Consider the following 24,485-nt stretch of genomic DNA (forward strand, 5'->3'; position numbering starts at 1 on the left):
GTTCCTGGTGTTCCTGCGGGCCTTGCGGCCCGGCTCCTCAAGCCTGCCCCGCGAAGCGCTCCACGTACCGCCGCTGCCAGGGCGTCTCCACCGCACGCCGGTCGTAGTTCGTACGTACGAAGGCGACCGCCTCCAGGGCGGGCACCCCGTCGAGTACGGCGATGCAGGCGAGGGCGGTACCGGTCCGCCCGCGCCCGCCCCCGCAGGCAACCTCGACGCGCTCCCCGGCCGACCGGTCCCACACCTGGCGCAGCAGCTCACGCGCCCGCGCGCGGTCACTCGGCAGCCGGAAGTCGGGCCAGCGCAGCCAGGCATGCTCCCAGGGGAGACGCTCCGGTTCCTTGCCGAGGAGATAGACGCCGAAGCCGGGCGGCGGTCCGTCCGGCAGCGGCCGCCGCAGCCCACGCCCGCGGACGAGCCGCCCGGAGGGCAGTCGAAGGACGCCGGGGGCAGTGGGCTGCCAAGTCGCCGTGGTCGCGCTGCGGTCCTCGGTCATGGCCGGTCGGTGCTCCCTGTGGCGTGTTGGCGGTGGCGTGCTGGCGGTGGCGTGCTGGCGGTGGACGCCTCATTCTCACGCGCGGGTCCGTCCGGCTCATTCTCACGCCCGAATCCGTCCGGCGTACAGCGGTCTTCGGACCCCGGTCCGGACCATCGGCCCGCCACCGGGAGATCGGCGTCGGCGCCGTCCACGGCGGGCGCGCCCGAGGCCACCGGCACACTCCGCCTCGCACGCAGCCCGAAGGCGCTGATCAGCGCGGCCAGCAGGGCGGCGCCGAGCGGCACCCACAGGGCCGCCCGGTAGCCGTGGAGCAGGTCCGCCGGCGCACCGGACGCCGTGGCCGCGACGTTGACGGCCGTGACCGCGGAGAGGCCGAGCGCGGCGCCGAACTGGAAGGACGTGTAGAGCAGCGCACCGGCCAGGCCCTGCTCCTCCTCGGCGATCCCGTCCGTGGCGACGATGGTCAGCGGCCCGTAGGCCAGCGAGAACGCGACGCCGATGACGATCATGCTCGGGAGCATCATCGCGTACGTCCAGTCGGCGCCGACCGGCAGGAACAGGGCGTAGGCGAGCGCCGCCAGGAGCAGCCCGCCGAAGATCACCCGGGCGTTGCCGAAGCGGTCGACGAGCTTGGGGGTGAGGAGAGGGGAGAGGATCGCGTCGACGCCCATGATGAGCATCGCGAAGCTGGTCTGGAGCGTCGACCAGTCCCGGAGCTCCTGGAGATAGAGCACGACGAGGAACTGGAAGCCGAAGAAGCCCGCGGCGAAGAGCAGCCCGGAGAGGTTGGCGCGGACCAGGTTGCCGTTGCGCAGGATGCCGAGGCGCACCAGCGGGGCCGCCGAGCGGCGTTCGACCGCGACGAACGCGGCGAGGAGGGCGAGACCGGCGCCGATGGTGGCCGCGGTCCAGCCGGGCGAGGCGTGCGTGGCGCGCTCCACGCCGAGGACGAGCAGCACGATGGCGGAGGTGACGGTCAGGCCGCCCGCCAGGTCGAACCCCTGCCCGGCCACCCGCTGCGGACGCGCCGACTTCGGCACGAAGGCGAGGGCGGCGAACAGGATCAGGGCGGAGAGCACGACCGGCGCGAAGAACACCCAGCGCCAGCCCACCGAGGTCAGCACCCCGCCGACGACGAGCCCGACGGAGAAACCGCCGGCCGCGGTACCCGAGTAGATGAGCAGGGCCTTGTTGCGCTGCGGCCCCTCCTCGAACCCGGTGGTGATGATCGAGAGCCCCGCGGGCGTCATGAAGGCGGCGGCGATCCCGGTGACGAACCGGGCCACGATCAGCATCCACCCCTCGGTGGCGAACCCGCCGAGCCCGGAGAAGACGAGGAAGACGGAGAGCCAGAACACGAACATCTGACGGCGCCCGAAGAGGTCGGCGGCGCGCCCGCCGAGCAGCATGAACCCGCCGTACCCGAGGACGTACGCGCTCATCACCCACTGGAGGGAGCCGGTGGACAGGCCGAGGTCGGCGCGGATGGAGGGCAGGGCGACGTTGAGCATGGCGACGTCGATGCCTTCGAGGAAGATCGCCCCGCACAGGACGAGGAGGACGCCCCATTGGCGCGGAGTCCAGCTGGTGGTGGGCCGTTGTCCGGCGGATCTCTGGGCGCTGTCACTCATGACGACTCAACTCTCCCGCTACGGGCAGCCGTTGACCCTGGTGCTGCCGCTGTTGTTGTCTGCTCAATCACCCTCGGTCAGACGGGGGAGAGGAACAACGGCGAAGATCGCAACGTTCGTTCAATCAGGCTGAACGATCCGACGATCACGGGGGCACCGATGCCGATCGAGCGCGACGAACTGGAGTGCTTCCTCCTCCTCGCCGACGAGCTGCACTTCGGCCGCACCGCCGAGCGGATGCGGCTCTCCAAGGCCCGGGTGAGCCAGCTCGTGCAGCGGCTCGAACGGCGCGTGGGCGCACCGCTGTTCATCCGCACCAGCCGCCGCGTCGCCCTCACCTCGCTCGGCCGGCAGCTGCGCGCCGACCTCGCGCCGCACCACCGCGCCATCGAGGAGGCCCTGGAGCGGGCGGCCGCCACCGCGCGCGGCATCGACGCCGTGCTGCACGTCGGGTTCTCCAACCCGCTCACCGGCGAGATCGTGATGAAGGCGACGGAGGTCCTGCGCGTCAGCCACCCCGGCCTCGCCGTGGAGGTCTGCGAGGTGCCGCTCGGCGACCCTTACGGGCAACTGCGCAGGGGCGAGTTCGACGTGCAGCTCACCGAGCTTCCCGTACGGGAGGACGACCTGGGCGGCGGACCGCCGCTGCTCGCCGAGGAGCGCGTACTGGCCCTGCCCGCCGCCCACCCGCTGGCCGCGCGGGACACGGTGACGCTGGAGGATCTGGCCACCGTCCCCCTCCTCACGCTCGCGGGCGAGGTCCCCGACTACTGGCTGGAACACCACGTCCCCGCCCGCACACCGAGCGGCCGCCCGATCGAGCGGGGCCCCGGGGTGATCAACCTGCAGGAGGGCCTGACGCTGGTCGCGGCGGGCCGGGGCGCGCTGCTGGCCCCCGCCCACACGGCGACGTACTACGCCCGCCCCGGTGTCACGTACGTCCCCTTCGCGGACGCGGCGCCGACGGGCTACGGCCTGGTGTGGCGCCTGGGGCACGACACGGGGGCGGTGGCGGCGTTCGCACGGACGGCACGGGAAGTGGCGGGGTGACCTGACTCGAACGTGCGTTCCCATCTGCGTGGGCGGAGGGGCCGGGTGTGACCGGCGGTACAGCGCAGATCCCGTTTGTCGTGTTTTGCTGTAGAGAGCTGATCGCCCGACCGCCTCTTCCGGGAGCGGTCGCCCACGCCCCCTACAGGCGTCGGACGACTTACGCATCCTCCATGGCGGCGTGAAAGTTTACCCATCCCGATCGGCGGCCATGCGCCACGAGGCCACTATTTCTTCCCCTATCGGGCTGAACTTTTGTTGATCGTGGGTTAGTTGGCCGTTGCATCGCCCTACCCTTCAAAGGGTGAACCAACTGATGTCCCGAGCGTCCGAAAAGGTGTCCGACGGCATGTCCGGAACGGAGTCCGCGCCCGCGGAAACACTCCCCGGCGCGCTGCCCGAAGCGCTGCGCGCCGAACTCGTCGCCTTCCGCCGCGACCTGCACATGCACCCGGAGCTCGGCAACCAGGAGTTCCGTACCACCGCGGCCATCAAGGCCCGCCTTGAGGAGGCGGGCCTCGCGCCCCGTGTGCTGAGCGTCGGCACGGGCCTGGTCTGCGACATCGGCGAGCCGGACGGAGCACGCCCCATGCTCGCCCTGCGCGCCGACATCGACGCCCTGCCCATCCCCGACACCAAGCTCGGGGTGCCCTACCGCTCCACCGTGCCCGACCGCGCCCACGCCTGCGGGCACGACGTGCACACCACCGTCGTCCTCGGCGCCGGTCTGGTCCTCGCCGGTCTGGCGAGCAAGGGGCAGCTGCCCTTTCCGGTGCGGCTGATCTTCCAGCCCGCCGAGGAGGTCCTGCCGGGCGGCGCCGCCGAAGCCATCAAGGAGGGCGTCCTCGACGGCGTAGGGAAGATCATGGCCGTGCACTGCGACCCCCGCGTCGACGCGGGCCGCATCGGCCTGCGGCACGGCCCCATCACCTCTGCCTGCGACCGCCTTGAGGTCTCGCTCGACGGGCCCGGCGGCCACACCGCGCGCCCGCACCTCACCACGGACCTGGTCACCGCGGTCGCCAAGGTCGCCACCGACGTCCCCGCCCTCGTCGCGCGCCGCGCCGACGCACGCTCGGGCCTCTCGCTGACCTGGGGCCGCATCGAGTCCGGGCACGCCGCGAACGTCATCCCGCAGCACGCCGAGCTCTCCGGGACCGTGCGCTGCCTGGACCTCAGGGCCTGGCGGGAGGCGCCCGACCTGGTGCACGACGCCATCCAGGAGATCGCCGGCCTCTACCGCGCCAAGTCCGAGGTCGACTACGTCCGCGGAGTCCCGCCCGTCGTCAACGACGGCGGCGTCGCCGACCTGCTGCGCGACGCCATGGTGGAGCGGCGCGGCCTCCACTCGGTCGAGGACACCGAACAGAGCCTCGGCGGCGAGGACTTCTCCTGGTACCTGGAGCACGTGCCCGGCGCCATGGCCCGGCTCGGCGTCCGCAAGCCGGGCGAGCGCACCGTCCGCGACCTCCACCAGGGAGACTTCGACGCGGACGAGTCGGCCATCACCGTCGGCGTCGAACTCTTCACCGCGGCCGCCCTGTTGGACGCCGCGCGCACATGACCCGGGATGTATCCGGCGCTCGGCACGAATAGGTAACGGCCGGGCGGAAACCCGTTCCCTGCCTTTCTACGCGCGTTAATGTGCGCCGAAATCAGCGCCGTCAGCGGTGCGTTGGGGAACGTGAGGAGTACGTCCTATGCGTCGTGTATCAAGACTTTCCCAAGTGGCCGTGGCGGTGGCGTCGCTCGCCCTCGCGGCTTCCGCGTGCGGCAAGACCAGCAGCGAGGCCTCGCAGGAGAACGGCGGCAAGGAGAAGGGCTCCGGCACCTCGTCGTACAAGGGCAAGGGCATCGGTCTGGCGTACGACATCGGCGGGCAGGGCGACCAGTCCTTCAACGACGCCGCCTACGCGGGCTACTCCAAGGCCCGCAAGGAGTTCAAGATCGGCGGCGTGGACATGGAGCCGGGCGACGGCGAGTCCAGCGCCGACAAGGTCCAGCGCCTCGAACAGCTCGCCAGGCAGGGATACAACCCCGTCATCGGTGTCGGCTTCGTCTACGCGCCCGCGGTGGAGGCGGCCGCCAAGAAGTTCCCGAAGACCACGTTCGGGATCATCGACGACAACACCGTGAAGGCGGACAACGTCGCGGGCCTCGTCTTCCACGAGGAGCAGGGCTCCTATCTGGCGGGCGTCGCCGCCGCGAAGGCCAGCAAGGCCAAACACGTCGGATTCGTGGGCGGCGTGGACATTCCACTCATCCACAAATTCGAGGCCGGATTCGTACAGGGCGTGAAGTCCGTCGATCCCAAGATCGAAATTGAGAAGCGGTATCTGACGGAGAAGCCCGAGGAGGGCGGATTCTCCAGCCCCGACAAGGGGCAGAACGCGGCGAGCGGTCAGATCGAGGCCGGCGCGGACGTGATCTACCACGCGGCGGGGCTCTCCGGGCAGGGCGTCATCCAGGAGACCGGCTCGCAGAAGAAGTGGGCGATCGGCGTCGACTCCGACCAGTACCGGCAGAAGGCCCTCGCCAAGTACAAGGAGTACATCCTCGGCTCGGCCCTCAAGGACGTGGGCGGCGCGGTGTACGACCTGACGAAGTCGGTCGTCGAGGGCAAGCCGATGAAGGGCGAGCAGCGGTACGACCTGGGCTCCGGCCGCGTCGGCTTCTCCGACTCGAACCCGAAGTACACGGCGATGAAGGACGTCGTCGCCGCCGTGGACAAGGCGAAGAAGGACATCATCAGCGGCAAGGTGAAGGTCAAGACCGTTCCGTAGGGCGTTGTACGTAGTACGTCGTGTGGCGACTGGGCGCCTCCCATCCGGGGGGCGCCCACCGCGCGTTCGCCCCCCGGACGCCTGGTGGCCACAGCTCGATAACGGACCGGACAGAAGGGTTCTTATGTGAGGTCTACGCGCGTTACGCTGCGGCGAAATCAGCGCCGGGTGTGGCGCGTACGTGCTTGTGCTTGCTTGTACTAAGGAGTTCTTCTCTATGCGCCGGGTGTCTCGAATAGCTGTCGCGGGCGCCGCGACCGCAGCCCTCGCCGTCTCCGTCTCCGCCTGTGGTGGCACGTCAAGTGACGCCGCCGCGAGCAAGGACGACAAGAACAAGGGCGTCGCCATCGCCTACGACGTCGGCGGCGCCGGCGACCAGTCCTTCAACGACGCCGCGACCGAGGGCATGAAGAAGGCCGCCAAGGAGTTCAAGACCGGCGAGAAGGCCGTCGAGCCGGTCGACGGCGAGTCGGACGCCGACAAGGCGCAGCGCCTGACGCAGCTCGCCAAGCAGGGCTACAACCCGGTCATCGGTGTCGGCTACGCCTACGCACCGGCGATCAAGGAGGTCTCGGCGAAGTTCCCGAAGGTCTCCTTCGGCATCGTCGACGACGAGACCGTCAAGGCCGACAACGTCTCCGACCTGGTCTTCAGCGAGCAGGAGGCGTCCTACCTCGCGGGCGTCGCCGCCGCCAGGACCACCAAGTCCAAGACCGTCGGCTTCATCGGCGGCGTGGACGTCCCCCTCATCCACAAGTTCGAGGCGGGCTTCGCGCAGGGCGTCAAGGACACGAACCCCAAGGTCAAGCTCGTCAAGCAGTATCTGACGGAGAAGGCCGAGGACGGCGGCTTCACCAGCCCCGACAAGGGCAAGACCGCCGCCCAGGGCCAGATCGAGAAGGGCGCCGACGTGGTCTACCACGCCGCGGGCCTCTCCGGTCAGGGCGTCATCGAGGCCGCCGCCGCCAAGAAGGTCTGGGCGATCGGCGTCGACTCCGACCAGTACAAGCAGGACGCGCTCGCCAAGTACAAGAAGTACATCCTGACCTCGGCGACCAAGGACGTCGCGGCCTCGGTCTACAACCTGGCGAAGGCCGTCGAGGACGGGAACGCCAAGGGCGGCGTCGTCCGCGCCGACCTCAAGTCGGGCGGTGTCGCGCTCGCCGACTCGAACCCCGAGTTCATGAAGATGAAGGACGTCCAGGCCGCGATCGAGAAGGCCGAGGCGGGCATCAAGAGCGGCAAGATCAAGGTCAAGACCACGCCGTAACGGCCTGGCCATGGCACCGTCTGCCGTAACGGCGGCGTGATTCTCGTGTGACGGGGTGTGGGGGACGATGGTTCACCCACGCCCCGTTCGCGCGGGCCGCGTTCTCAACTTCCCCTGGTGTGAGATCCCTTCGCACCAGGGACTTCCCCAGCAACACCCAGCAACATCCGGAAGCACCTAGTAGCAGGGGCACTGCGCGCGTAGGCGGCCCCTTTCCTTCAGGCCCTTCAGGCCCTCTGGCCCCCGAGGAGAGTGCGCCATCGACGCGTCCACCAACCCTCCGCCCATCGCCGTCGAACTCGTCGGCATCACCAAGCGCTTCCCCGGAGTCGTGGCCAACCACGACATCCACCTCACCGTCCGCAAGGGCACCGTGCACGCCCTCGTCGGCGAGAACGGCGCCGGCAAGTCGACCCTGATGAAGATCCTCTACGGCATGCAGAAGCCGGACGAGGGCACCATCAACGTCGACGGCGAGCAGGTCGCCTTCGCCAGCCCCGCCGACGCCATCGTGCGCGGCATCGGCATGGTGCACCAGCACTTCATGCTCGCCGACCAGCTCACCGTCCTGGAGAACATCGTTCTCGGCAGCGAGAAGCTGCACGGCATCGGCGGCGCGGCCCGCCGAAAGATCGCCGAGATCTCCGACCGCTACGGCCTCGGGGTGCGCCCCGACGCGTACGTCGAGGACCTCGGTGTCGCGGACCGCCAGCGCGTGGAGATCCTCAAGGTCCTCTACCGCGGCGCCACCACGCTGATCCTCGACGAGCCCACGGCCGTGCTCGTGCCGCAGGAGGTCGACGCGCTCTTCGACAACCTCCGCGAACTCAAGTCCGAGGGCCTCTCGGTCATCTTCATCTCGCACAAGCTCGGTGAGGTGCTCTCCGTCGCCGACGACATCACCGTCATCCGGCGCGGTACGACCGTCGGCACGGCCGTCCCGTCCGAGACGACGCCGCGCCAGCTCGCCGAGCTGATGGTGGGCAGCGAACTGCCCACCCCCGAGACGGCCGAGTCCACGGTCACCGACCGCCCGATGATCCAGGTCGAGAGCCTCAAGCTGCTCGCCGACGGCGACTCGGGCCGCGCCCTGCTCGACGACATCTCCTTCACGATCCACGAGGGAGAGGTCCTCGGCATCGCGGGCGTCGAGGGCAACGGCCAGACCGAGCTGATCGACGCGCTCATCGGCCTCAAGCACGCCGACTCCGGCGCGATCCGCATGGCGGGCGAGGACATCACCGCCGTACCCACCCGCAAGCGGCGCGAGGACGGCATCGGGTACATCCCCGAGGACCGCCACCGCCACGGCCTCCTCCTGGAGTCCCCGCTGTGGGAGAACCGCATCCTCGGCCACGTCACGGAGAAGCCGAACGCGCGGGGCTTCTGGCTCGACCCCAAGGGCGCCCAGGCCGACACCCGCCGCATCGTCGAGGAGTACGACGTCCGTACGCCCGGCATCGACGTGACGGCCGCCTCGCTCTCCGGCGGCAACCAGCAGAAGCTGATCGTCGGCCGCGAGATGAGCCACAAGCCGCGCTTCCTGATCGCCGCCCACCCCACCCGCGGTGTGGACGTCGGCGCGCAGGCACAGATCTGGGACCAGATCCGCGAGGCCCGCCGCGAGGGCCTCGCCGTGCTGCTGATCTCCGCCGACCTGGACGAGCTGATCGGCCTCTCCGACACCCTCCGCGTCATCTACCGCGGACGGCTCGTCGCGGACGCCGACCCGGCCACCATCACGCCGGAGGAGCTGGGATCGGCGATGACGGGTGCCGCCTCCGGTCACCTGGAACACGTCGAGTCCGGTGACGGCTCCGAGGAGTCCGAGGAGGACAAGACCCGATGAAGAAGTTCGACAAGGAGCGCGTGCTCCTCGCGGTGGCCGCACCGGTCATCGCGCTGTTCGTGGCCGTGGCGCTGACCTCGGTCGTGCTGCTCGCGTCGGGCAAGAGCCCGATCGAGCCGTACACCCTGATGCTGGAGCAGATCTCCTACTCCGACGTGCAGGTCCTGACCATCAACCAGGCCGGCATGTACTACCTGGCGGCGCTCGCGGTGGCCATCGGCTTCCGCATGAACCTGTTCAACATCGGCGTCGACGGTCAGTACCGCCTCGCCGCGATGGTCACCGCCGTCGTCGGCGCGCACGTCGCGCTCCCCGCCGCCCTGCAGATCCCGCTGCTCATCGTGGTCGCCATGCTCACCGGCGCCTTCTGGGCCGGCATCGCGGGCATCCTCAAGACGACCCGCGGCGTCAGCGAGGTGGTCGCCACGATCATGCTCAACGCCATCGCGACGAGCGTCATCGGCTACCTCACCCTCACCGAGAACTTCGGCGTCCCGGTCGGCAACAACCAGACCACCGGCGTGATGAAGGAGTCCGGCTGGTTCCCGGGCATCAAGCTGGCGGGCGGCGAGGTCTACGGCTTCGTCTTCGTCGCGATCCTCGCGGGCGTCCTGTACTGGCTGGTCCTCAACCGCACCCGCTTCGGCTTCGACCTGCGCGCCACCGGCGCCTCCGAGTCGGCCGCCGCGGCCTCCGGCGTCAACGCCAAGCGCATGGTGCTGACCGCCATGCTGCTCTCCGGCGCGGTCGCGGGCCTCGCGGGCCTGCCGATCCTGCTCGGCGACACCCACACCTACAGCCTCAGCTTCCCCGCGGGCCTCGGCTTCACCGCCATCGGCATCGCGCTGCTCGGCCGCAACAACCCGGTCGGCATCGCGCTCGCCGCGCTGCTCTGGGCCTTCCTCGACAAGGCCTCGCCCGCCCTGGACTACGCGACCCCGGTCTCCTACGACAAGGAGATCGCGGTGATCATGCAGGGCCTCATCGTGATCGCGGTCGTCGTCTCGTCCGAGACCGTACGCCGCTGGGGCCTGAGCCGTCAGCAGCGTCGCGTCGGTGAGGAACTGGCCGCCGCCGCACGGGCGAAGGCCGACAACGGCAGCAACGGCAACAACGGCAACAACGACACCGCGAAGGAGGTGGCTGCCCGATGAGTACGGCATCCGTGGCCAAGCCCCCGGCCAAGCAGCCCGCCGCGGGCCGCCGCCGCGTCTCGCTCCCCGTCCTCCTGCTCTCCATCGCGGGCGCCCTGGTGCTGATCTCCGTGGTCCGCATCATCACCGGCGCCGACGGCATCACGTCCACCGGCCAGATGTCGACGGCGCTCAAGCTCGCCGTGCCGATCGGCCTCGCGGGCCTCGGCGGCCTGTGGGCCGAGCGCGCGGGCGTCGTCAACATCGGCCTCGAAGGCATGCTGATCCTCGGCACCTGGTTCGGTGCCTGGGCCGGCTTCCAGTGGGGCCCGTGGGTGGGTGTCCTCTTCGGCATCCTCGGCGGCGCGCTCGGCGGCCTGCTGCACGCGATCGTGACGGTCACCTTCAACGTCAACCACATCGTCTCCGGCGTGGCCCTGAACATCCTCGCCCTGGGCGTCACGCGCTACCTCGCGACCTTCGCCTTCGAGGGCGAGGAGGGCGGTACGTCGAAGCAGTCGCCGCCCGTGGACTCCCTCGGGGACTTCTCCGTGCCAGGTCTGTCCGACTGGCTCATGGACCTCAACGGCAAACACTGGTTCCTCGTCTCGGACCTCGCGGGCCTGCTCGGCGGCCTCTTCACCAACCTCTCGCCGCTCACCGTGGTCGCCGTCGCGATGGTGCCGCTGAGCTGGTGGGTCCTGTGGCGCACCTCGTTCGGCCTGCGGCTGCGCTCCTGCGGCGAGAACCCCATCGCCGCCGAGTCGCTCGGCGTGAACGTCTACAAGTACAAGTACCTGGCCGTCGTCATCTCCGGCGGCTTCGCCGGCCTCGGCGGCGCCTTCCTCTCGCTGGTCGCCTCCAACATCTACCTGGAGGGCCAGACCGGCGGCCGCGGCTACATCGGCCTCGCCGCGATGATCTTCGGCAACTGGATGCCGGGCGGGCTCGCGCTCGGCGCGGGCCTCTTCGGCTACACCGACAGCCTCAAGCTCCGGGGCGGCGGTACGAACGTCCACGCGCTCCTGCTGCTCATCGCGGTCCTGCTGGTCATCGGCGCGATCTACCTCGCCTGGCGCAAGCGGTACGTCCCCGCGGCGATCACCGCGGCCGTCTCCGCGCTGATGTTCCTGTGGTACGGCTTGACCGACGAGGTCCCGAACCAGGTCGTCACCGCCACCCCGTACGTGGTGACCCTGCTGGTCCTCTCGCTCTCCGCCCAGCGGCTGCGGATGCCGAAGGCGGACGGAATGCCGTACCGAAGGGGACAAGGCAAGTGACGACCACCGCTGTCGACGCCGACTGGGACGCCCTGCGGGAAGCCGCGCGCGAGGCCATGTCGCGTGCGTACGCCCCCTACTCCGGCTTCCCGGTCGGCGCCGCGGCGCTGGTCGACGACGGCAGGACGGTCTCCGGCTGCAACGTCGAGAACGCCTCCTACGGCCTCGGCCTCTGCGCCGAGTGCGGCCTGGTCTCGCAGCTCCAGCTCACGGGCGGTGGCCGTCTCACCCACTTCACGTGCGTGGACGGCAAGGGCGAGATCCTGATGCCGTGCGGGCGCTGCCGCCAGCTCCTGTACGAGTTCGGGGGCGCCGAGCTGCTCCTGGAGACGTCGTCGGGTGTGCGGTCGCTGGGCGACATGCTGCCGGACGCGTTCGGGCCGCAGCACCTCAACTGAACCCGGGCCCCCGCCTGTTGGCGGGGGCCTTCTTCGCTGGCGGGCTCTATGCGCGTAGAGTCGGGCCGGTACGACGCCTTAACTGCTGGAAGGACATGCCATGGACGTCATTTCCGTCATCCGCACCAAGCGCGACCGGGGCGAGCTGAGCGACGAGCAGATCGACTGGGTCATCGACGCGTACACGCGCGGCGCGGTCGCCGACGAGCAGATGTCGGCCCTCGCGATGGCGATCCTGCTCAACGGCATGAACCGCAAGGAGATCGCCCGCTGGACCGCCGCGATGATCGCGTCCGGCGAGCGCATGGACTTCTCCTCGCTCTCCCGCCCCACCGCCGACAAGCACTCCACGGGCGGCGTCGGCGACAAGATCACACTGCCGCTCGCGCCGCTGGTCGCCGCGTGCGGCGCGGCCGTCCCGCAGCTGTCGGGCCGCGGCCTCGGCCACACCGGCGGCACGCTCGACAAGCTGGAGGCCATCCCCGGCTGGCGCGCCCTGCTCTCCAACGAGGAGATGCTGAACGTACTTGAGGGCGTCGGCTCGGTGATCTGCGCGGCGGGCGACGGCCTGGCCCCCGCCGACAAGAAGCTCTACGCCCTTCGTGACGTGACGGGAACCGTCGAAGCGATCCCCCTGATCGCCTCCTCCATCATGTCCAAGAAGATCGCCGAGGGCACGGGCTCGCTCGTCCTCGACGTGAAGGTCGGCACCGGCGCCTTCATGAAGAACCTCGACGACGCCCGCGAACTGGCGTCCACGATGGTCGAGCTGGGCACGGACAGCGGCGTCCGCACGGTGGCCCTGCTCACCGACATGTCGACGCCGCTCGGCCTCACGGCGGGCAACGCCCTTGAGGTCCGCGAGTCGGTGGAGGTCCTCGCGGGCGGCGGCCCGGCCGACGTCGTCGAGCTGACCCTCGCGCTGGCCCGCGAGATGCTGGACGCGGCCGGCCTGAAGGACGCCGACCCCGCGAAGGCCCTCGCGGACGGCTCGGCGATGGACGTGTGGCGCCGCATGATCGCGGCCCAGGGCGGCGACCCGGACGCGAAGCTGCCGGTGGCACGGGAGCGGCATGTGGTCACCGCGCCGTCGTCGGGCGTGCTGACCCGCCTCGACGCGTACGACGTCGGCGTCGCCGCGTGGCGCCTCGGCGCGGGGCGTGCGCGCAAGGAGGACGTGGTCCAGGCGGGGGCGGGCGTGGAGCTACACGCCAAGCCGGGCGACTCCGTCGAGGCGGGCGCGCCCTTGATGACCCTGCACACGGACACGCCGGAGCGGTTCGCGTACGCGCTGGAGTCCGTGGAGGGTTCGTACGACATCGCTCCGGCGGGGACGGACTTCTCGCCGGGGGCGATTGTGCTGGACCGGATCGGCTGAGAGCTCGGCTCTGGGGGCGCTACGCCGTCTGCGGGTGTGTGGGGGCTGGTCGCGCCCGCGCGGCGGAGCCGCATATGGACACAGCCCCGCGCCCCTTCGGGGCGCCCCTCTGACCAGGGCTTACTCATGCGGGTGAACGGGATCGGTGGGCCGCCGCCGGTCCCGTTCGGCATGCTGGGATCGGTGACGCACCGAAAGAGGAGACCGCCATGAGCGCACTCACCGTAGGCCATTGGCCCGGCCAGAGCTGGGACGACTTGCTCCGGCTCTGGGAGGAGATGGAGTGGCCCGAGGGCAGCAAGGTGGAGATCATCGATGGGGTCGTCACCGTGTCACCTAGCCCTGCGAACCAGCACAACGTCATGGCGGAGAAGGTGCAGCGCCGCCTCTATTCCGTACTCCCGGAGGACTGGGGGATCTACCAGACGCTGTCCGTTGCCGTGCCATCGAGGCTGGGCGTGTTCACCCCGGATCTTGTCGTGGTTCCTGTTGTGGAAGCCGGAGTCCCCGGCGCCTACCTTTCAGCGGGCGCCGCCGAACTCGTCGTCGAGGTGACATCGCCGTCGAACGCCCACCACGACCGCATCAGTAAGCCCGCGAGCTACGCGGCAGCAGGTGTCCCCCTCTATCTCCTCATCGACCGCTGGGCGCCAGGCGGCCCTAAGGTCACCCTCTACGGCGAACCCCGAGGCGACGTCTACCGCGTCCTGAGCGCCTGCAAGTTCGGTGAGCCCGTCAAGCTCCCCGAGCCCTTCGACCTGGAGATCGACACCAGCGCGTTCCCCGTGGACTGACGCAGGCAGGCTCATCCGGCGGCCCCACCGATGAGTTCCGCCGGCCGCGCCGGTCAACCCTGCGTGGCCGAACCCGAAGAGAACCTCATCCGTATCGCAGGGCCCCTGCGCCCAGACGACATCCCGCCCCTGTGCGAACAGGTCACGGCCGCCCGGCACGGGCCCGGCGACGGCGAGACAGCCGACGTGATCTGCGACGTCTCCGCCGTCACCACCGCCGACCTCACCACCGTCGACGCCATCGCCCGCCTGCACCTGGCGGCCCGCAGGGCCGGGGGCCGGATCCGGCTCAGGAACCCCACCCCTGCCCTGCTTGCCCTCCTCGGTCTTGTCGGCCTCGTCGAACTGCTCGGGCTAGTCGTCGAGATGGAGGGGCACCCCGAAGAGCGGGAACCACCGCTGGGTGTCCAGGAAGCAGTGGAAGCCGGCGATGCGGCCCTCTGAGATCTCGACGACCTGGATCGACCAGGGCATGAAGCCGCCGTTGTCGGGGTCGGGCTTGTACTGGGCGAAGCCCGGTGTGCCGTTCACATTCACCGGGAGCAGGCGGCCGTTGGCGCACGCGGCGCCCATCGTGGACATGAAGCCCGTGATGTCCGCCGTGCCACGCAGCCACAGGTCGAACGGCGGCATCGTCATGACGGCGTCCTCGGCGAGCAGCGCGGTCAGCGCCACCATGTCGTACCCCTCGAAGGCGGCGACATAGCGCTCCAGGAGCTTCTGCTGCTCCTCGTCCAGCGGGTCGGAGACGGCCGTGTCGTCCGCCGGCCGCTCGGCGAGGGTGGCGCGGGCCCGCTGGAGCGCGCTGTTCACCGAGGCGACGGAGGTGTCGATCAGCTCGGCGACCTCGCTGGCCTTCCAGGCGAGGACCTCGCGCAGGATCAGCACCGCCCGCTGCTTGGGCGGCAGGCTCTGCAGGGCGGCGACGAACGCAAGGCGCACCGACTCCTTGGCGACGGCGGCCTCGGCGGGGTCGCTGGGCAACGGCAGCATCCGGGCGTCCGGCATCGGCTCCAGCCACGTGTTGTCCGGGCGGGGGGTGAGCGCGGCCTGGGCCAGCGGGGCGGCGGCGGTCAGGTCCATGGGGCGGGCGCGGCGGTTGCCGGCGTTCAGCATGTCCAGGCAGACGTTCGTCGCGATGCGGTACAGCCACGAGCGGACGCTGGAGCGGCCCTCGAACTTCTCGAAGCTGCGCCAGGCACGCACCATCGTGTCCTGCACGGCGTCCTCGGCCTCGAAGGCCGAACCCAGCATCCGATAGCAGTACCCGGTCAGTTCGACCCGGTGCTTCTCCAACGTGACGTCCAGATCGGTCGTCGTCCCTGCGATGTCGCTCATCCCCACCCACCCCTGCGGCTACCGAGAAGGGCCCGCCAGTGAGGCCCGACACATCGGAAGCTACCGCAGCCCACTGACAACGGCCCCCGGAGTGGGACAACCCGCAGGTGAAAGGGGTGGGAGCCCGAGAACAGCGGGAGCCCGAAATCAGCAGGCGTGCGAAATCAGCAGGCGCGCGCAATCAGCAGGCGCGCGCCACGAGCCCGCGTCGCCGCTCCGCCCGCGCCGCGTGCGAACCCCACACCGTCACCGACACGACGCCGAGCACCGCGAGAAGACCGAGCCCCACCGTTCCGGCCCAGCCCCCCGCGTGGAAGGCGACCGCGCCCAGCGTGCCGCCCGCGCTGGAGCCCAGGTAGTACGCGGACTGGTACAGGGCCGACGCCTGCGCCCGCCCGGTCGTGGCCGTCCGGCTCACCGACGAGGACGCCACCGCGTGCCCCGCGAAGAACCCGGCGGTGATGAGCACGAGCCCCAGCAGGACCAGGACCAGGGAGGAGGAGAGGGACAGCAGCAGGCCGCCCGCCGTCGTGCTCACCGCCAGGTACAGCGCGCCGCGCCGCCCGAGCCGGGCCACGAGCTTGCCGGCCGCCGCCGACGAGACCGTACCGACGAGGTAGACGAGGAAGATCGAGCCGATGACGCCCTGGGGGAGCGAGAACGGGGCGTCGGTGAGCCGGTATCCGATCACCGTGTAGACCGCGCCGAAGACGGTCATGAACAGCGCCCCGATCGCGTACAGCCTGCACAGGAGCGGGTTCGACAGATGCGTACGCACCGTGCGCGCGAGGGACTTGGGGTTCAGCGAGCCCGGCGTGAAGTGCCGCGGCGCGGGCAGCAGCGCGCGGAAGGCGACCGCGCACAGCACCGCGACGACGCCCACGACGGCGAGCGCCGCACGCCAGCCCCAGGCCTGCGCGACCCAGCCCGTGACGATGCGCCCGCTCATCCCGCCGATGGAGTTGCCCGCCACGAACATGCCGATCGCGGCCACCAGCGCCTTGGGCCGCACCTCCTCGGCGAGGAACGCCATCGCCGACGCCGGGAGCCCCGCGAGGGCCGCGCCCTGCACGGCCCGCAGCGCGATGAGCACCTCGACGGACGGCGCGAAGGGGACGAGGAGTCCGACCGCCACCGCGACGGTCAGGGACGCGGTCATCACCGCGCGCCGCCCATAGCGCTCGCTGAGCGCGCTCAGCGGCAGGACGAAGAGAGCCAGTGCGCCCGTGGCCGCCGAGACCGTCCAGCTCGCCGTGCTCGCGCTCGCGCCGAAGTCGGCGGAGAGCAGGGGCAGCAGGGCCTGCGTGGAGTAGAGGAGGGCGAAGGTGGCGACGCCCGCGAGGAAGAGCGCGAAGCTCATCCGGCGGTAGCCGGGACCGCCCGGTGTCAGACGGGAGTCGGCGGCGGGGGACGACGGGGTGAGGGCGACCGCGTGGGTGGCGGACGCCCCGCTACTGGCAGGAGGCATGCCACGAACGTACGAGCCCTTTTCTGATGCGTCCAATGCATGGAATCGCCATAATCGTTCCCATGCAGCATCAACGAAGGTCACAGCCGCGCCTGTCACACAACAGTGACGTGGAGGACATCGTGACGCTGCTCGCGCCACGCCTCGCGTACTTCGCGGGGGCCGCCCGCGCCGAGCACGTCACGCGCGCCGCGCAGGAGATGCAGATCCCCCAGTCGACGCTCTCCCGCGCGCTCGTACGGCTCGAACGGGACCTCGGCGTCGACCTGTTCGCGCGCCACGGCCGCACCGTCTCGCTCACCCCGGCCGGCCGCACCTTCCTCGCCTCGGTCGAGCGGGCCCTCGGCGAGGTGGAGCGTGCCGCCGAGTCGGTGCGCGCCGACGCCGACCCGGCCTCCGGCAAGGTGGCCTTCGGCTTTCTGCACACCATGGGCTCGGAGACCGTGCCCGGCCTGATCCGCGCCTTCCGCGCCGATCACCCCAGGGTGCGCTTCAGCCTCGTACAGAACTACGGCGAGGCCATGATCGAACGCCTGCGCGCGGGCGAGCTGGACCTCTGCCTCACCTCACCCGTGCCCGACGCCCCCGACCTGGTCGCCCGCCGCCTCGACGAGCAGCGTCTGCGTCTGGTGGTGCCGGACGACCACCGCCTGGCCACCCGTAAGCGGGTCCGCCTCGCCGAGGCCGCCGACGAGGCCTTCGTGACCCTGGAGCCCGGCTACGGCCTGCGCCGCATCACCGACGACCTCTGCCAGGAGGCGGGCTTCAAGCCCCGCGTCGCCTTCGAGGGCGAGGAGGCGGAGACCCTGCGCGGCCTGGTCGCGGCGGGCCTCGGGGTGGCCCTGCTGCCGCCGCCCGCCGTGCCCCGGCCCGGAGTCGTGGAGCTGACGGTGACCGGGCAGCGGGCGGTGCGCGAGATCGGCGTGGCCTGGCTGGGCGGCCATCCGGACACCCCACCGGTGGCGGCGTTCAAGAAGTTCCTGCTGAGCAGAAAGGGGAACCTGCTGGGGAATTCGAGCCCGTCCGGCGATTGAGGACGAACTCGGCGAAGCCGGTGACGGCAGAGCCCCGTCGCGGGGTCACCTCCGCAAGGACTGCCCGAAACCGGAAGCGAGAGGCATACGCAGCCCCAGCGGCGGCGGAGCCGCCAGCGCGTCCTCCAGCGGACGGGCGAAGCCCGTCCCGAGGAGGGTGCCCAACACGAAGTCCGAGGCCAGCGCCAGGACTTCCGACTGGTGCTGCTGCAACCGGTGCCCGTCCGAGTGCACCTCGAACCGGCACACATCACGGTTCACCTTCTTCGCCCGCTCGGCGAACCGGAACGACAGCTCCGGGTCGGTCCGCTCGTCGTTCGTGCCGTGCACGATGAGCACCCGCCGCCCCGCGAGGTGCTTCACCGGTTCAGGTGGCGCGGCCACGTCGTCCTCGGGCAGCCAGGGCGCCATCGCCAGGACCGAGTTGACGGCCTCGTGCCCGCCCGCGCGCAGCGCCGCCCGGCCGCCCATGTCCACTCCGGCCAGACAGACCGGGACATCGCCGTAGAGACGTACGACCTCGTCCGCCGCCCACTCCGTGTCCTCGGCGAGCTGCGCCTGCGCGCCGTTCCAGCCCCGGCAGCGGTAGTGCACGACGTGTGCGGCGAGGCCCGCCGGGCGCCCGTCGTGGGCCAGTCTGCGCCCGAGCGCGCGCACGGCGCCCGCCGCCAGCGGCGAGGGTCTGCGGGCGGACGTCTCGCAGCCGCCGGGCAGCAGAAGGACCACGCCGCTCACCGCCGAAGGCGCCGTCCCGATCACGCGCCCGAGCCTGGGCGCGCCCGCGGGCCTCGCCGTCCCTTGCTGTGCCATGACAGAACAGTGTCAGAAGCGATGGTGTACGCCACCCGTCCGCCGGGTCACTGTTACGTATCGACCAGTGAGTTCTACGCGCGTAGGCGCTAGAGTGCCGAAATGACGAGCCAGACACACACGACCGGTCACACGGACCGTGAAACGCCCAGCGCCGACCAGATCCGCCGCGCCCCCAAGGTGCTCCTCCACGACCACCTCGACGGCGGCCTGCGCCCCGGCACGGTCGTCGACCTCGCCCGCGCGTGCGGGTACGAGGGGCTGCCCGAGACCGACCCCGACAAGCTCGGGATCTGGTTCCGCGAGGCGGCCGACTCCGGCTCCCTGGAGCGCTATCTGGAGACCTTCGCCCACACCTGCGCGGTGATGCAGACGAAGGACGCCCTCAAGCGCGTGGCCGCCGAGTGCGCCGAGGACCTCGCCGAGGACGGCGTGGTCTACGCCGAGATCCGGTACGCGCCCGAGCAGCACCTGGAGAACGGCCTCACCCTCGAAGAGGTCGTCGAGGCGGTCAACGAAGGCTTCCGCGAGGGCGAGCGCCGCGCGAAGGCCAATGGCCACCGCATCCGCGTCGGCGCCCTGCTCACGGCCATGCGGCACGCCGCCCGCGCCCTGGAGATCGCCGAACTCGCCAACCGCTACCGCGACCTGGGAGTGGTCGGCTTCGACATCGCGGGCGCCGAGGCGGGCTTCCCTCCCACCCGCCACCTCGACGCCTTCGAGTTCCTCAAGCGCGAGAACAACCACTTCACGATCCACGCGGGCGAGGCCTTCGGCCTGCCGTCGATCTGGCAGGCCCTGCAGTGGTGCGGCGCCGACCGCCTCGGCCACGGCGTGCGCATCACCGACGACATGGAGATCGCCGAGGACGGCACCGTGACGCTCGGCCGCCTCGCGTCCTACGTACGGGACAAGCGCATTCCGCTGGAGCTCTGCCCGACGTCCAACCTCCAGACGGGCGCCGCCAGCTCCTATGCCGAGCACCCCATCGGTCTGCTGCGCAAGCTGCATTTCCGCGCCACGGTGAACACCGACAACCGCTTGATGTCGGGCACCAGCATGAGCCGCGAATTCGAGCACTTGGTCGACACGTTCGGCTACACGCTCGACGACATGCAGTGGTTCACAGTCAATGCGATGAAATCAGCGTTCATTCCTTTCGATGAACGGCTCGCCATGATCAATGACGTGGTCAAGCCCGGCTATGCCGAGCTGAAGTCCGAATGGCTGTTCCGCCAGACCGTCTCGACCAGCGCGTCTGTCGGCAGCTAACGGGCACGGTCGCGTCCTCGCGCGACGCGTGGGCGGCCGGGTCTTCCGTCCCCCGGCCGCTTTTCGCTGTCCGCTGCCCGTGATCCGGGGTGTACACGGTCGTTGAACCGTCAGATCCCCGTCATCGAATTCGCAAGGACGCATTGAAGATGAAGCAGTCTGCCGCCAAGACCCTCGGTGTCGCCGCCCTCGGTGCCGCTTTCGCCGTCGCCGGTGCCGGTGTCGCGAACGCCGCCCCCGCTCTCCCGGACGCGGCATCGGCCCTGGGCCCGGTCGCCTCGGGCCTCCCCGTCGGGCAGGCCGCCAAGACGCTGCCCGCCGGCGCCCCCGAGGCCGTGGCCGCCGGTCAGAACGCCCTCGGCAGCGGTCTGGCCACGACCGGACCCGCCCTCGACAAGGCCGCCCCTTCGGCCCTGCCTACCGATGGCAAGGGCAAGGGAAAGAGCAACGGCAAGGGCAAGGGCGCCGCCAAGCCCCAGTCCCCGATCGCCGGCCTGCTCGGCGGCCTGCCCCTCGCCGGCAACGGACTCAACGGCCTGCCGCTCGGCTGACCTCCCCCGCACACACCGATGGGGCGCCCCTCCACCAGGAGGGGCGCCCCATCGCGCCGTATCACCAGGCCTGGCGGGCGGCCTTGTCCTCGGAGGGCAGCAGGAACCACAGGGCTATGTAGAGCAGGACCTGCGGGCCGGGCAGCAGGCACGAGGCCACGAAGATGACGCGCATCGTCGTCGCGGAGGTGCCGAAGCGCTTGGCCAGGGAGGCGCAGACGCCGCCGATCATCCGGCCGTGGGCGGGGCGGGCAAGGGCGGTCATGGCGGGCTCCTTCACGAACCGTAGGTGGGAGGCTCTCTGTGCCTCGATGCTTCAAAGCTACGGCTGCCCAGCGGGTGGAAGCGTCGCTCTACGGTGCGATCCCGACCCTGGGAATCGTCGGGGTCGACCCCTGAGACCCTTGAGGGGTCCCCTCCCGCAGAAGGGCCGTGACGTGGTCGGGGCCGACGCGGCGGCGGAGCCTGGCCCTGGCCGCGGGCACCACGGCGATGTGCGCGAGGGCCACCCCGAGGGTGTTCAGAAGCAGCGAGTCGATGTCGACGACCTGCCCGGGGACCCCCGTCTGCAGCAGTTCGATGCCGAGCGAGAGCAGCGCCCCCGCGGCGATCGTGCGCACCAGGGAACCCCACGGCGACACGAGGAGCCGCCCGCCGGCCAGCGGCAGCAGCACGCCGAGCGGGGCGAGCAGCAGCAGGCCCTCACCGATGCGGCGGGCCGCCTGCAGGCCGCCGAGCGCCAGATCCGCCTTGATCCCGGCGAGCGGCCGCAGATTCGCGGCGCTCACCCAGGGGACGTCCAGTGGACGCAGCGTGATCCATCCGACGAGCAGAAGATGTGCGACGAGGAGGAATCCCCCCGCCGCACGGAAGCGGATGGCGGCAGTACGGCCGCCCGAGCCTTGACGCACGCCCCCCAAGACGCCAGAGGCGGCAGGATCGGTTCCGCGTACCCGCGCCGGTTACTCCACGGTCTTGGTCGGCAGCGCCACCGTGCCGGGCCGGGAGCGGACCTCGGGCGTGCATGCGTAGCGCCGCAGCGGGTCGTCCGCGGTGCCGCCCATGACGACCGTGCGGTCCTGCGCCGCGGCGGCGCTGTCGGCCAGCGTGCACACGATCTGCGCGAGCGCGAACGCGGACAGGTCCTGCGGCGGCGTACTGAAGCGGAGCGCTTCCTCGGGGTCGCCGTCGGCGGGCCCGGAGACCGTGGTGCCGCCGCGCACGTCCGTGGCGAGGCCCGCCTGCTTCTCGGACTCCGAGGGCGGCGAGGCCAGCTCGTCGAGGAGGGCCTGCGCGATCCGCACCCGGTCGGTGGTCGCCTTGTCCTCGTGGATCCGCACGGTCCTGTCGACGCTCACCAGCTGCGCAGCGCACACCAGGAAGACCTGCACCGGAACCCCGCTGCCCGACTGCGAGGCGATGCTGGAGCCCGACTGCACGCACGGCACGCGCGACGGCGCGGGCCCGAAGTCGGTGGGCACCTCCGTCGACCTGATCCCGCACCCGGCGAGCGCGGCGGCGAGCACGGCGGTGGCCGCCGCGGCGCGGATCCGTCGCCCGTTCATGCCTGGCCTCCCTCGGCGCGGTCCTCGGCGCCCTCACTGTCGGGGTCGGCGTCGCTCTCGCTGTCGCACGGCAGCCACAGCGTGAAGACGGCGCCGCCCTTGGGGCAGTTGGCCGCGGAGATCTCGCCGCCGTGGATGTGCGCGTTCTCCAGGGCGATGGACAGCCCCAGGCCGCTCCCCTCGGACCGGGGCCGGGACGCGCTCGCCTTGTAGAAGCGGTCGAAGACGTGCGGCAGCACGTCCTCGGGGATGCCGGGTCCGTGATCGCGTACGGAGATGACGAGCTTCGCGTCCTCCAGGCGCACGGAGACCTCCACCGGGGAACCGCCGTGCTTGAGGGCGTTGCCGATGAGGTTGGCCAGGATGACGTCCAGGCGCCGCGGGTCGAGCCGGGCGGTGATGCCGCGCTCGGCGTCCAGCTCGACCGCGTCCAGCCAGGCGCGCGCGTCGATGCACGCGGTGATCTGGTCGGCGATGTCGACGTCGTCCAGGACCAGACGCGCGGTGCCCGCGTCGAAACGGGTGACCTCCATGAGGTTCTCCACGAGATCGTTCAGGCGGCGCGTCTCGCTCACCACGAGCCGTACGGCCGGCTCGATCATCGGGTCGACGGAACCGGTCTCCGCGTCGAGCTCCTCCTCCAGGACCTCGGTCACGGCGGTGATCGCCGTCAACGGCGTACGCAGCTCGTGCGACATGTCGGCGACGAAGCGCCGGGACGCCTCGTCACGGGCGCTCATGTCGGCGACCTTTTTCTCCAGGTTCTCGGCGGTCCTGTTGAACGTCCTTGACAGATCGGCCAGTTCATCGGTGCCGGACACGCGCAGCCGCGTGTCGAGCTTGCCCTCACCGAGCCTGCGCGCGGCGACACCCAGCCGGTGCACGGGCTTCAGTACGGTCGTCGCCGCGGCCTGCGCGAGCAGCGCGGAGCCGATCAGCGCGAGAGCCGTGGCGATGGCGAGGGACCAGCCGAGCGAACTGAGGTCCTTGGCCTCGGGCTCCAGGGACTTGAGCATGTAGCCGGTCGGGCCGCCGCCGATCACCGTGGCACCACCGATCAGGTACGGCGTGCCGTGGTCCACGGTCCGCTGCCAGTACAGGTGGTACGGGCTGTCGTTGCCGGACGTCAGCTCCTGCTTCTTGGCCACGGCCTTCTGCAGCGAGTCCGGCACCTTGGCGAGCGTGAACGCGTCCAGGTCGGAGTAGCCGACGATCCGGCCGCCGCCCTTCTTCTCGGCGACCAGGAGCACGCTGTAGCGCTGGCTGCTGTTGGCCATCTGCCCGGCCGCCGACTGCAGTTCCTCCTGCGTCGCGTCGGCGCGCAGCGCGCCCGCGCGGGTCTGCATCTGCTGCCGGAAGTCCTTGAGCGCCGCGTCCTGGGCGCGCGTCAGGACGGCCTCGCGGTTGAGCCAGTACGCGATGCCGGACGCGGTGACGGCGGCGGTGAGCGCCACGAGCCCGAAGACCAGGACGAGCCGCAGTCGCAGACTCGTGAAGCGCAACCCCGCCAGGAGGGCCTTGCGCGCCGCGGGCAGCCCGCGGAGCTTGTCCTGCGGTTTGGTCACTGAGGAGTGTCCAGCCGGTATCCGACGCCGCGCACCGTGCGGATCAGCGTGGGCGACGACGGGACGTCCTCGACCTTGGCGCGCAGCCGCTGCACGCACGCGTCGACGAGCCGCGAGTCACCGAGGTAGTCGTGCTCCCACACCAGACGCAGCAACTGCTGCCGTGACAGGGCCTGTCCGGGCCTGCGGCTCAGCTCCAGGAGCAGCCGCAGCTCGGTCGGCGTGAGCTGGAGGTCCTCGCCGTTCTTCGTCACGGTCATCGCGGCCCGGTCGATGACGAGCGAACCGAACGTCGCCGCGTCATTGGCCTCCCGCTCACCGCGCCGCAGCACGGCCCGGATCCGGGCGTCGAGGACCCGCCCCTGCACGGGCTTGACCACGTAGTCGTCGGCGCCGGACTCCAGGCCCACGACCACGTCGATGTCGTCGCTGCGGGCGGTCAGCAGGATGATCGGCAGCTGGTCGGTGCGCCGGATGCGACGGCACACCTCGAACCCGTCGATGCCCGGCAGCATCACATCCAGCACGATCAGGTCCGGCCGCTGCTCACCGAGCAGTTTCAGGCCGTCCTCGCCGGTGGCAGCAGTGGCCACCCGGTGCCCCTGGCGCGTCAGCGAGAGCTCCAGGGCCGTCCGGATGGCGTCGTCGTCCTCGATCAGCAACAGGGAAGGCACGGAGGTCATTCTGTCCCATGCTCGGCGCCAGTTCGACTGCTGGAGCGCTCCCACACCCAACCCCCACGACCGAAAGGTGTCTCCCGGCCCTGTGACAGGCCTGTGACAGTCGGCGGACACCGTCATGAAGTGGGTCCGGCAGA

The 24,485-nt window shown here is 70.7% G+C and carries 24 protein-coding genes; 14 read left to right on the forward strand and 10 right to left on the reverse strand.

Annotated features, from left to right (window positions below; all coding sequences use genetic code 11):
- Positions 1-37: 37 nt before the first annotated feature.
- Both ACWDVB_RS09215 and ACWDVB_RS09220 read right to left on the reverse strand, forming a co-directional pair.
- Complete coding sequence (locus ACWDVB_RS09215; RefSeq protein WP_451514932.1) at positions 38-496, reverse strand: protein-tyrosine phosphatase family protein; 459 nt, start codon at positions 494-496, stop codon at positions 38-40.
- Positions 493-2,130, reverse strand: coding sequence for an MFS transporter (locus tag ACWDVB_RS09220; RefSeq protein WP_451514933.1), 1,638 nt, complete (start codon positions 2,128-2,130; stop codon positions 493-495). The genes ACWDVB_RS09215 and ACWDVB_RS09220 overlap by 4 nt, the downstream gene beginning before the upstream one ends.
- Before the next feature lie 159 nt (positions 2,131-2,289).
- Between ACWDVB_RS09220 and ACWDVB_RS09225 the strand changes: the two genes are divergently transcribed.
- The 11 genes from ACWDVB_RS09225 (at position 2,290) to ACWDVB_RS09275 (ending at position 14,509) form a co-directional block, all read left to right on the forward strand.
- The gene (locus ACWDVB_RS09225; RefSeq protein ID WP_451514934.1) at positions 2,290-3,180 is read left to right on the forward strand and encodes a LysR family transcriptional regulator; all 891 of its coding nucleotides are present in this window, start codon (positions 2,290-2,292) and stop codon (positions 3,178-3,180) included.
- 316 nt (positions 3,181-3,496) lie between these two features.
- Positions 3,497-4,744 (forward strand): M20 family metallopeptidase, encoded by a 1,248-nt coding sequence (locus ACWDVB_RS09230; RefSeq protein ID WP_451514935.1) that lies wholly within the window; start codon positions 3,497-3,499, stop codon positions 4,742-4,744.
- A gap of 136 nt (positions 4,745-4,880) precedes the next feature.
- Positions 4,881-5,963: a BMP family lipoprotein gene (locus ACWDVB_RS09235; RefSeq protein WP_451514936.1), complete on the forward strand. Its 1,083-nt coding sequence runs from the start codon at positions 4,881-4,883 to the stop codon at positions 5,961-5,963.
- A gap of 217 nt (positions 5,964-6,180) precedes the next feature.
- A complete protein-coding gene (locus ACWDVB_RS09240; protein ID WP_451514937.1) occupies positions 6,181-7,233 on the forward strand; it encodes a BMP family lipoprotein in 1,053 nt (350 codons plus the stop codon).
- A 259-nt stretch (positions 7,234-7,492) separates the two neighbouring features.
- The gene (locus tag ACWDVB_RS09245; RefSeq protein ID WP_451515033.1) at positions 7,493-9,082 is read left to right on the forward strand and encodes an ABC transporter ATP-binding protein; all 1,590 of its coding nucleotides are present in this window, start codon (positions 7,493-7,495) and stop codon (positions 9,080-9,082) included.
- The gene (locus tag ACWDVB_RS09250) at positions 9,079-10,236 is read left to right on the forward strand and encodes an ABC transporter permease (RefSeq protein ID WP_451514938.1); all 1,158 of its coding nucleotides are present in this window, start codon (positions 9,079-9,081) and stop codon (positions 10,234-10,236) included. Before ACWDVB_RS09245 ends, ACWDVB_RS09250 begins: the two co-directional genes overlap by 4 nt.
- Positions 10,233-11,495 carry an ABC transporter permease gene (locus ACWDVB_RS09255; RefSeq protein WP_451514939.1) on the forward strand — a complete coding sequence of 421 codons (1,263 nt, stop codon included), beginning with the start codon at positions 10,233-10,235 and terminating at the stop codon, positions 11,493-11,495. Before ACWDVB_RS09250 ends, ACWDVB_RS09255 begins: the two co-directional genes overlap by 4 nt.
- Positions 11,492-11,893, forward strand: coding sequence for a cytidine deaminase (locus tag ACWDVB_RS09260; protein ID WP_451514940.1), 402 nt, complete (start codon positions 11,492-11,494; stop codon positions 11,891-11,893). The genes ACWDVB_RS09255 and ACWDVB_RS09260 overlap by 4 nt, the downstream gene beginning before the upstream one ends.
- A 100-nt stretch (positions 11,894-11,993) precedes the next feature.
- Positions 11,994-13,271, forward strand: coding sequence for a thymidine phosphorylase (locus ACWDVB_RS09265; RefSeq protein WP_451514941.1), 1,278 nt, complete (start codon positions 11,994-11,996; stop codon positions 13,269-13,271).
- A 209-nt stretch (positions 13,272-13,480) separates the two neighbouring features.
- Positions 13,481-14,065, forward strand: coding sequence for a Uma2 family endonuclease (locus ACWDVB_RS09270; protein WP_451514942.1), 585 nt, complete (start codon positions 13,481-13,483; stop codon positions 14,063-14,065).
- Positions 14,066-14,128: 63 nt separating this feature from the next.
- Positions 14,129-14,509, forward strand: a complete 381-nt coding sequence (locus ACWDVB_RS09275) for an STAS domain-containing protein (protein ID WP_451514943.1) — start codon at positions 14,129-14,131, stop codon at positions 14,507-14,509.
- Here the strand turns inward: ACWDVB_RS09275 and ACWDVB_RS09280 are convergent.
- The gene (locus tag ACWDVB_RS09280) at positions 14,420-15,403 is read right to left on the reverse strand and encodes a sigma-70 family RNA polymerase sigma factor (RefSeq protein ID WP_451514944.1); all 984 of its coding nucleotides are present in this window, start codon (positions 15,401-15,403) and stop codon (positions 14,420-14,422) included. The genes ACWDVB_RS09275 and ACWDVB_RS09280 overlap by 90 nt on opposite strands.
- A gap of 181 nt (positions 15,404-15,584) precedes the next feature.
- On the reverse strand, positions 15,585-16,871 hold the full coding sequence (locus tag ACWDVB_RS09285; protein ID WP_451514945.1) for an MFS transporter: 1,287 nt from the start codon (positions 16,869-16,871) through the stop codon (positions 15,585-15,587).
- 62 nt (positions 16,872-16,933) lie between these two features.
- On the opposite strand from ACWDVB_RS09285, the gene ACWDVB_RS09290 reads away from it, so the two are divergent.
- Positions 16,934-17,905 (forward strand): LysR family transcriptional regulator, encoded by a 972-nt coding sequence (locus tag ACWDVB_RS09290; RefSeq protein ID WP_451514946.1) that lies wholly within the window; start codon positions 16,934-16,936, stop codon positions 17,903-17,905.
- Between the two features lie 45 nt (positions 17,906-17,950).
- On the opposite strand, the gene ACWDVB_RS09295 is transcribed toward ACWDVB_RS09290, so the two are convergent.
- Positions 17,951-18,715: an alpha/beta hydrolase gene (locus ACWDVB_RS09295; protein WP_451514947.1), complete on the reverse strand. Its 765-nt coding sequence runs from the start codon at positions 18,713-18,715 to the stop codon at positions 17,951-17,953.
- Positions 18,716-18,817: 102 nt separating this feature from the next.
- On the opposite strand from ACWDVB_RS09295, the gene ACWDVB_RS09300 reads away from it, so the two are divergent.
- Both ACWDVB_RS09300 and ACWDVB_RS09305 read left to right on the forward strand, forming a co-directional pair.
- Complete coding sequence (locus tag ACWDVB_RS09300) at positions 18,818-19,987, forward strand: adenosine deaminase (RefSeq protein WP_451514948.1); 1,170 nt, start codon at positions 18,818-18,820, stop codon at positions 19,985-19,987.
- A gap of 149 nt (positions 19,988-20,136) precedes the next feature.
- Entirely contained in the window at positions 20,137-20,538 is a 402-nt protein-coding gene (locus ACWDVB_RS09305) for an ATP-binding protein (protein ID WP_451514949.1), read from the forward strand.
- Between the two features lie 61 nt (positions 20,539-20,599).
- Here the strand turns inward: ACWDVB_RS09305 and ACWDVB_RS09310 are convergent, their stop codons facing one another.
- The 5 genes from ACWDVB_RS09310 to afsQ1 form a co-directional block, all read right to left on the reverse strand.
- A complete protein-coding gene (locus ACWDVB_RS09310; RefSeq protein ID WP_451514950.1) occupies positions 20,600-20,803 on the reverse strand; it encodes a PspC domain-containing protein in 204 nt (67 codons plus the stop codon).
- An 88-nt stretch (positions 20,804-20,891) separates the two neighbouring features.
- Entirely contained in the window at positions 20,892-21,449 is a 558-nt protein-coding gene (locus ACWDVB_RS09315) for a VanZ family protein (protein WP_451514951.1), read from the reverse strand.
- A 51-nt stretch (positions 21,450-21,500) separates the two neighbouring features.
- Positions 21,501-22,103: a hypothetical protein gene (locus ACWDVB_RS09320; protein WP_451514952.1), complete on the reverse strand. Its 603-nt coding sequence runs from the start codon at positions 22,101-22,103 to the stop codon at positions 21,501-21,503.
- Positions 22,100-23,668 carry an ATP-binding protein gene (locus ACWDVB_RS09325; protein ID WP_451514953.1) on the reverse strand — a complete coding sequence of 523 codons (1,569 nt, stop codon included), beginning with the start codon at positions 23,666-23,668 and terminating at the stop codon, positions 22,100-22,102. The genes ACWDVB_RS09320 and ACWDVB_RS09325 overlap by 4 nt, the downstream gene beginning before the upstream one ends.
- A complete protein-coding gene (afsQ1, locus tag ACWDVB_RS09330) occupies positions 23,665-24,342 on the reverse strand; it encodes a two-component system response regulator AfsQ1 (protein ID WP_030779097.1) in 678 nt (225 codons plus the stop codon). The genes ACWDVB_RS09325 and afsQ1 overlap by 4 nt, the downstream gene beginning before the upstream one ends.
- Positions 24,343-24,485 lie beyond the last annotated feature (143 nt).

This window comes from Streptomyces sp. NPDC003379 (assembly GCF_053589195.1).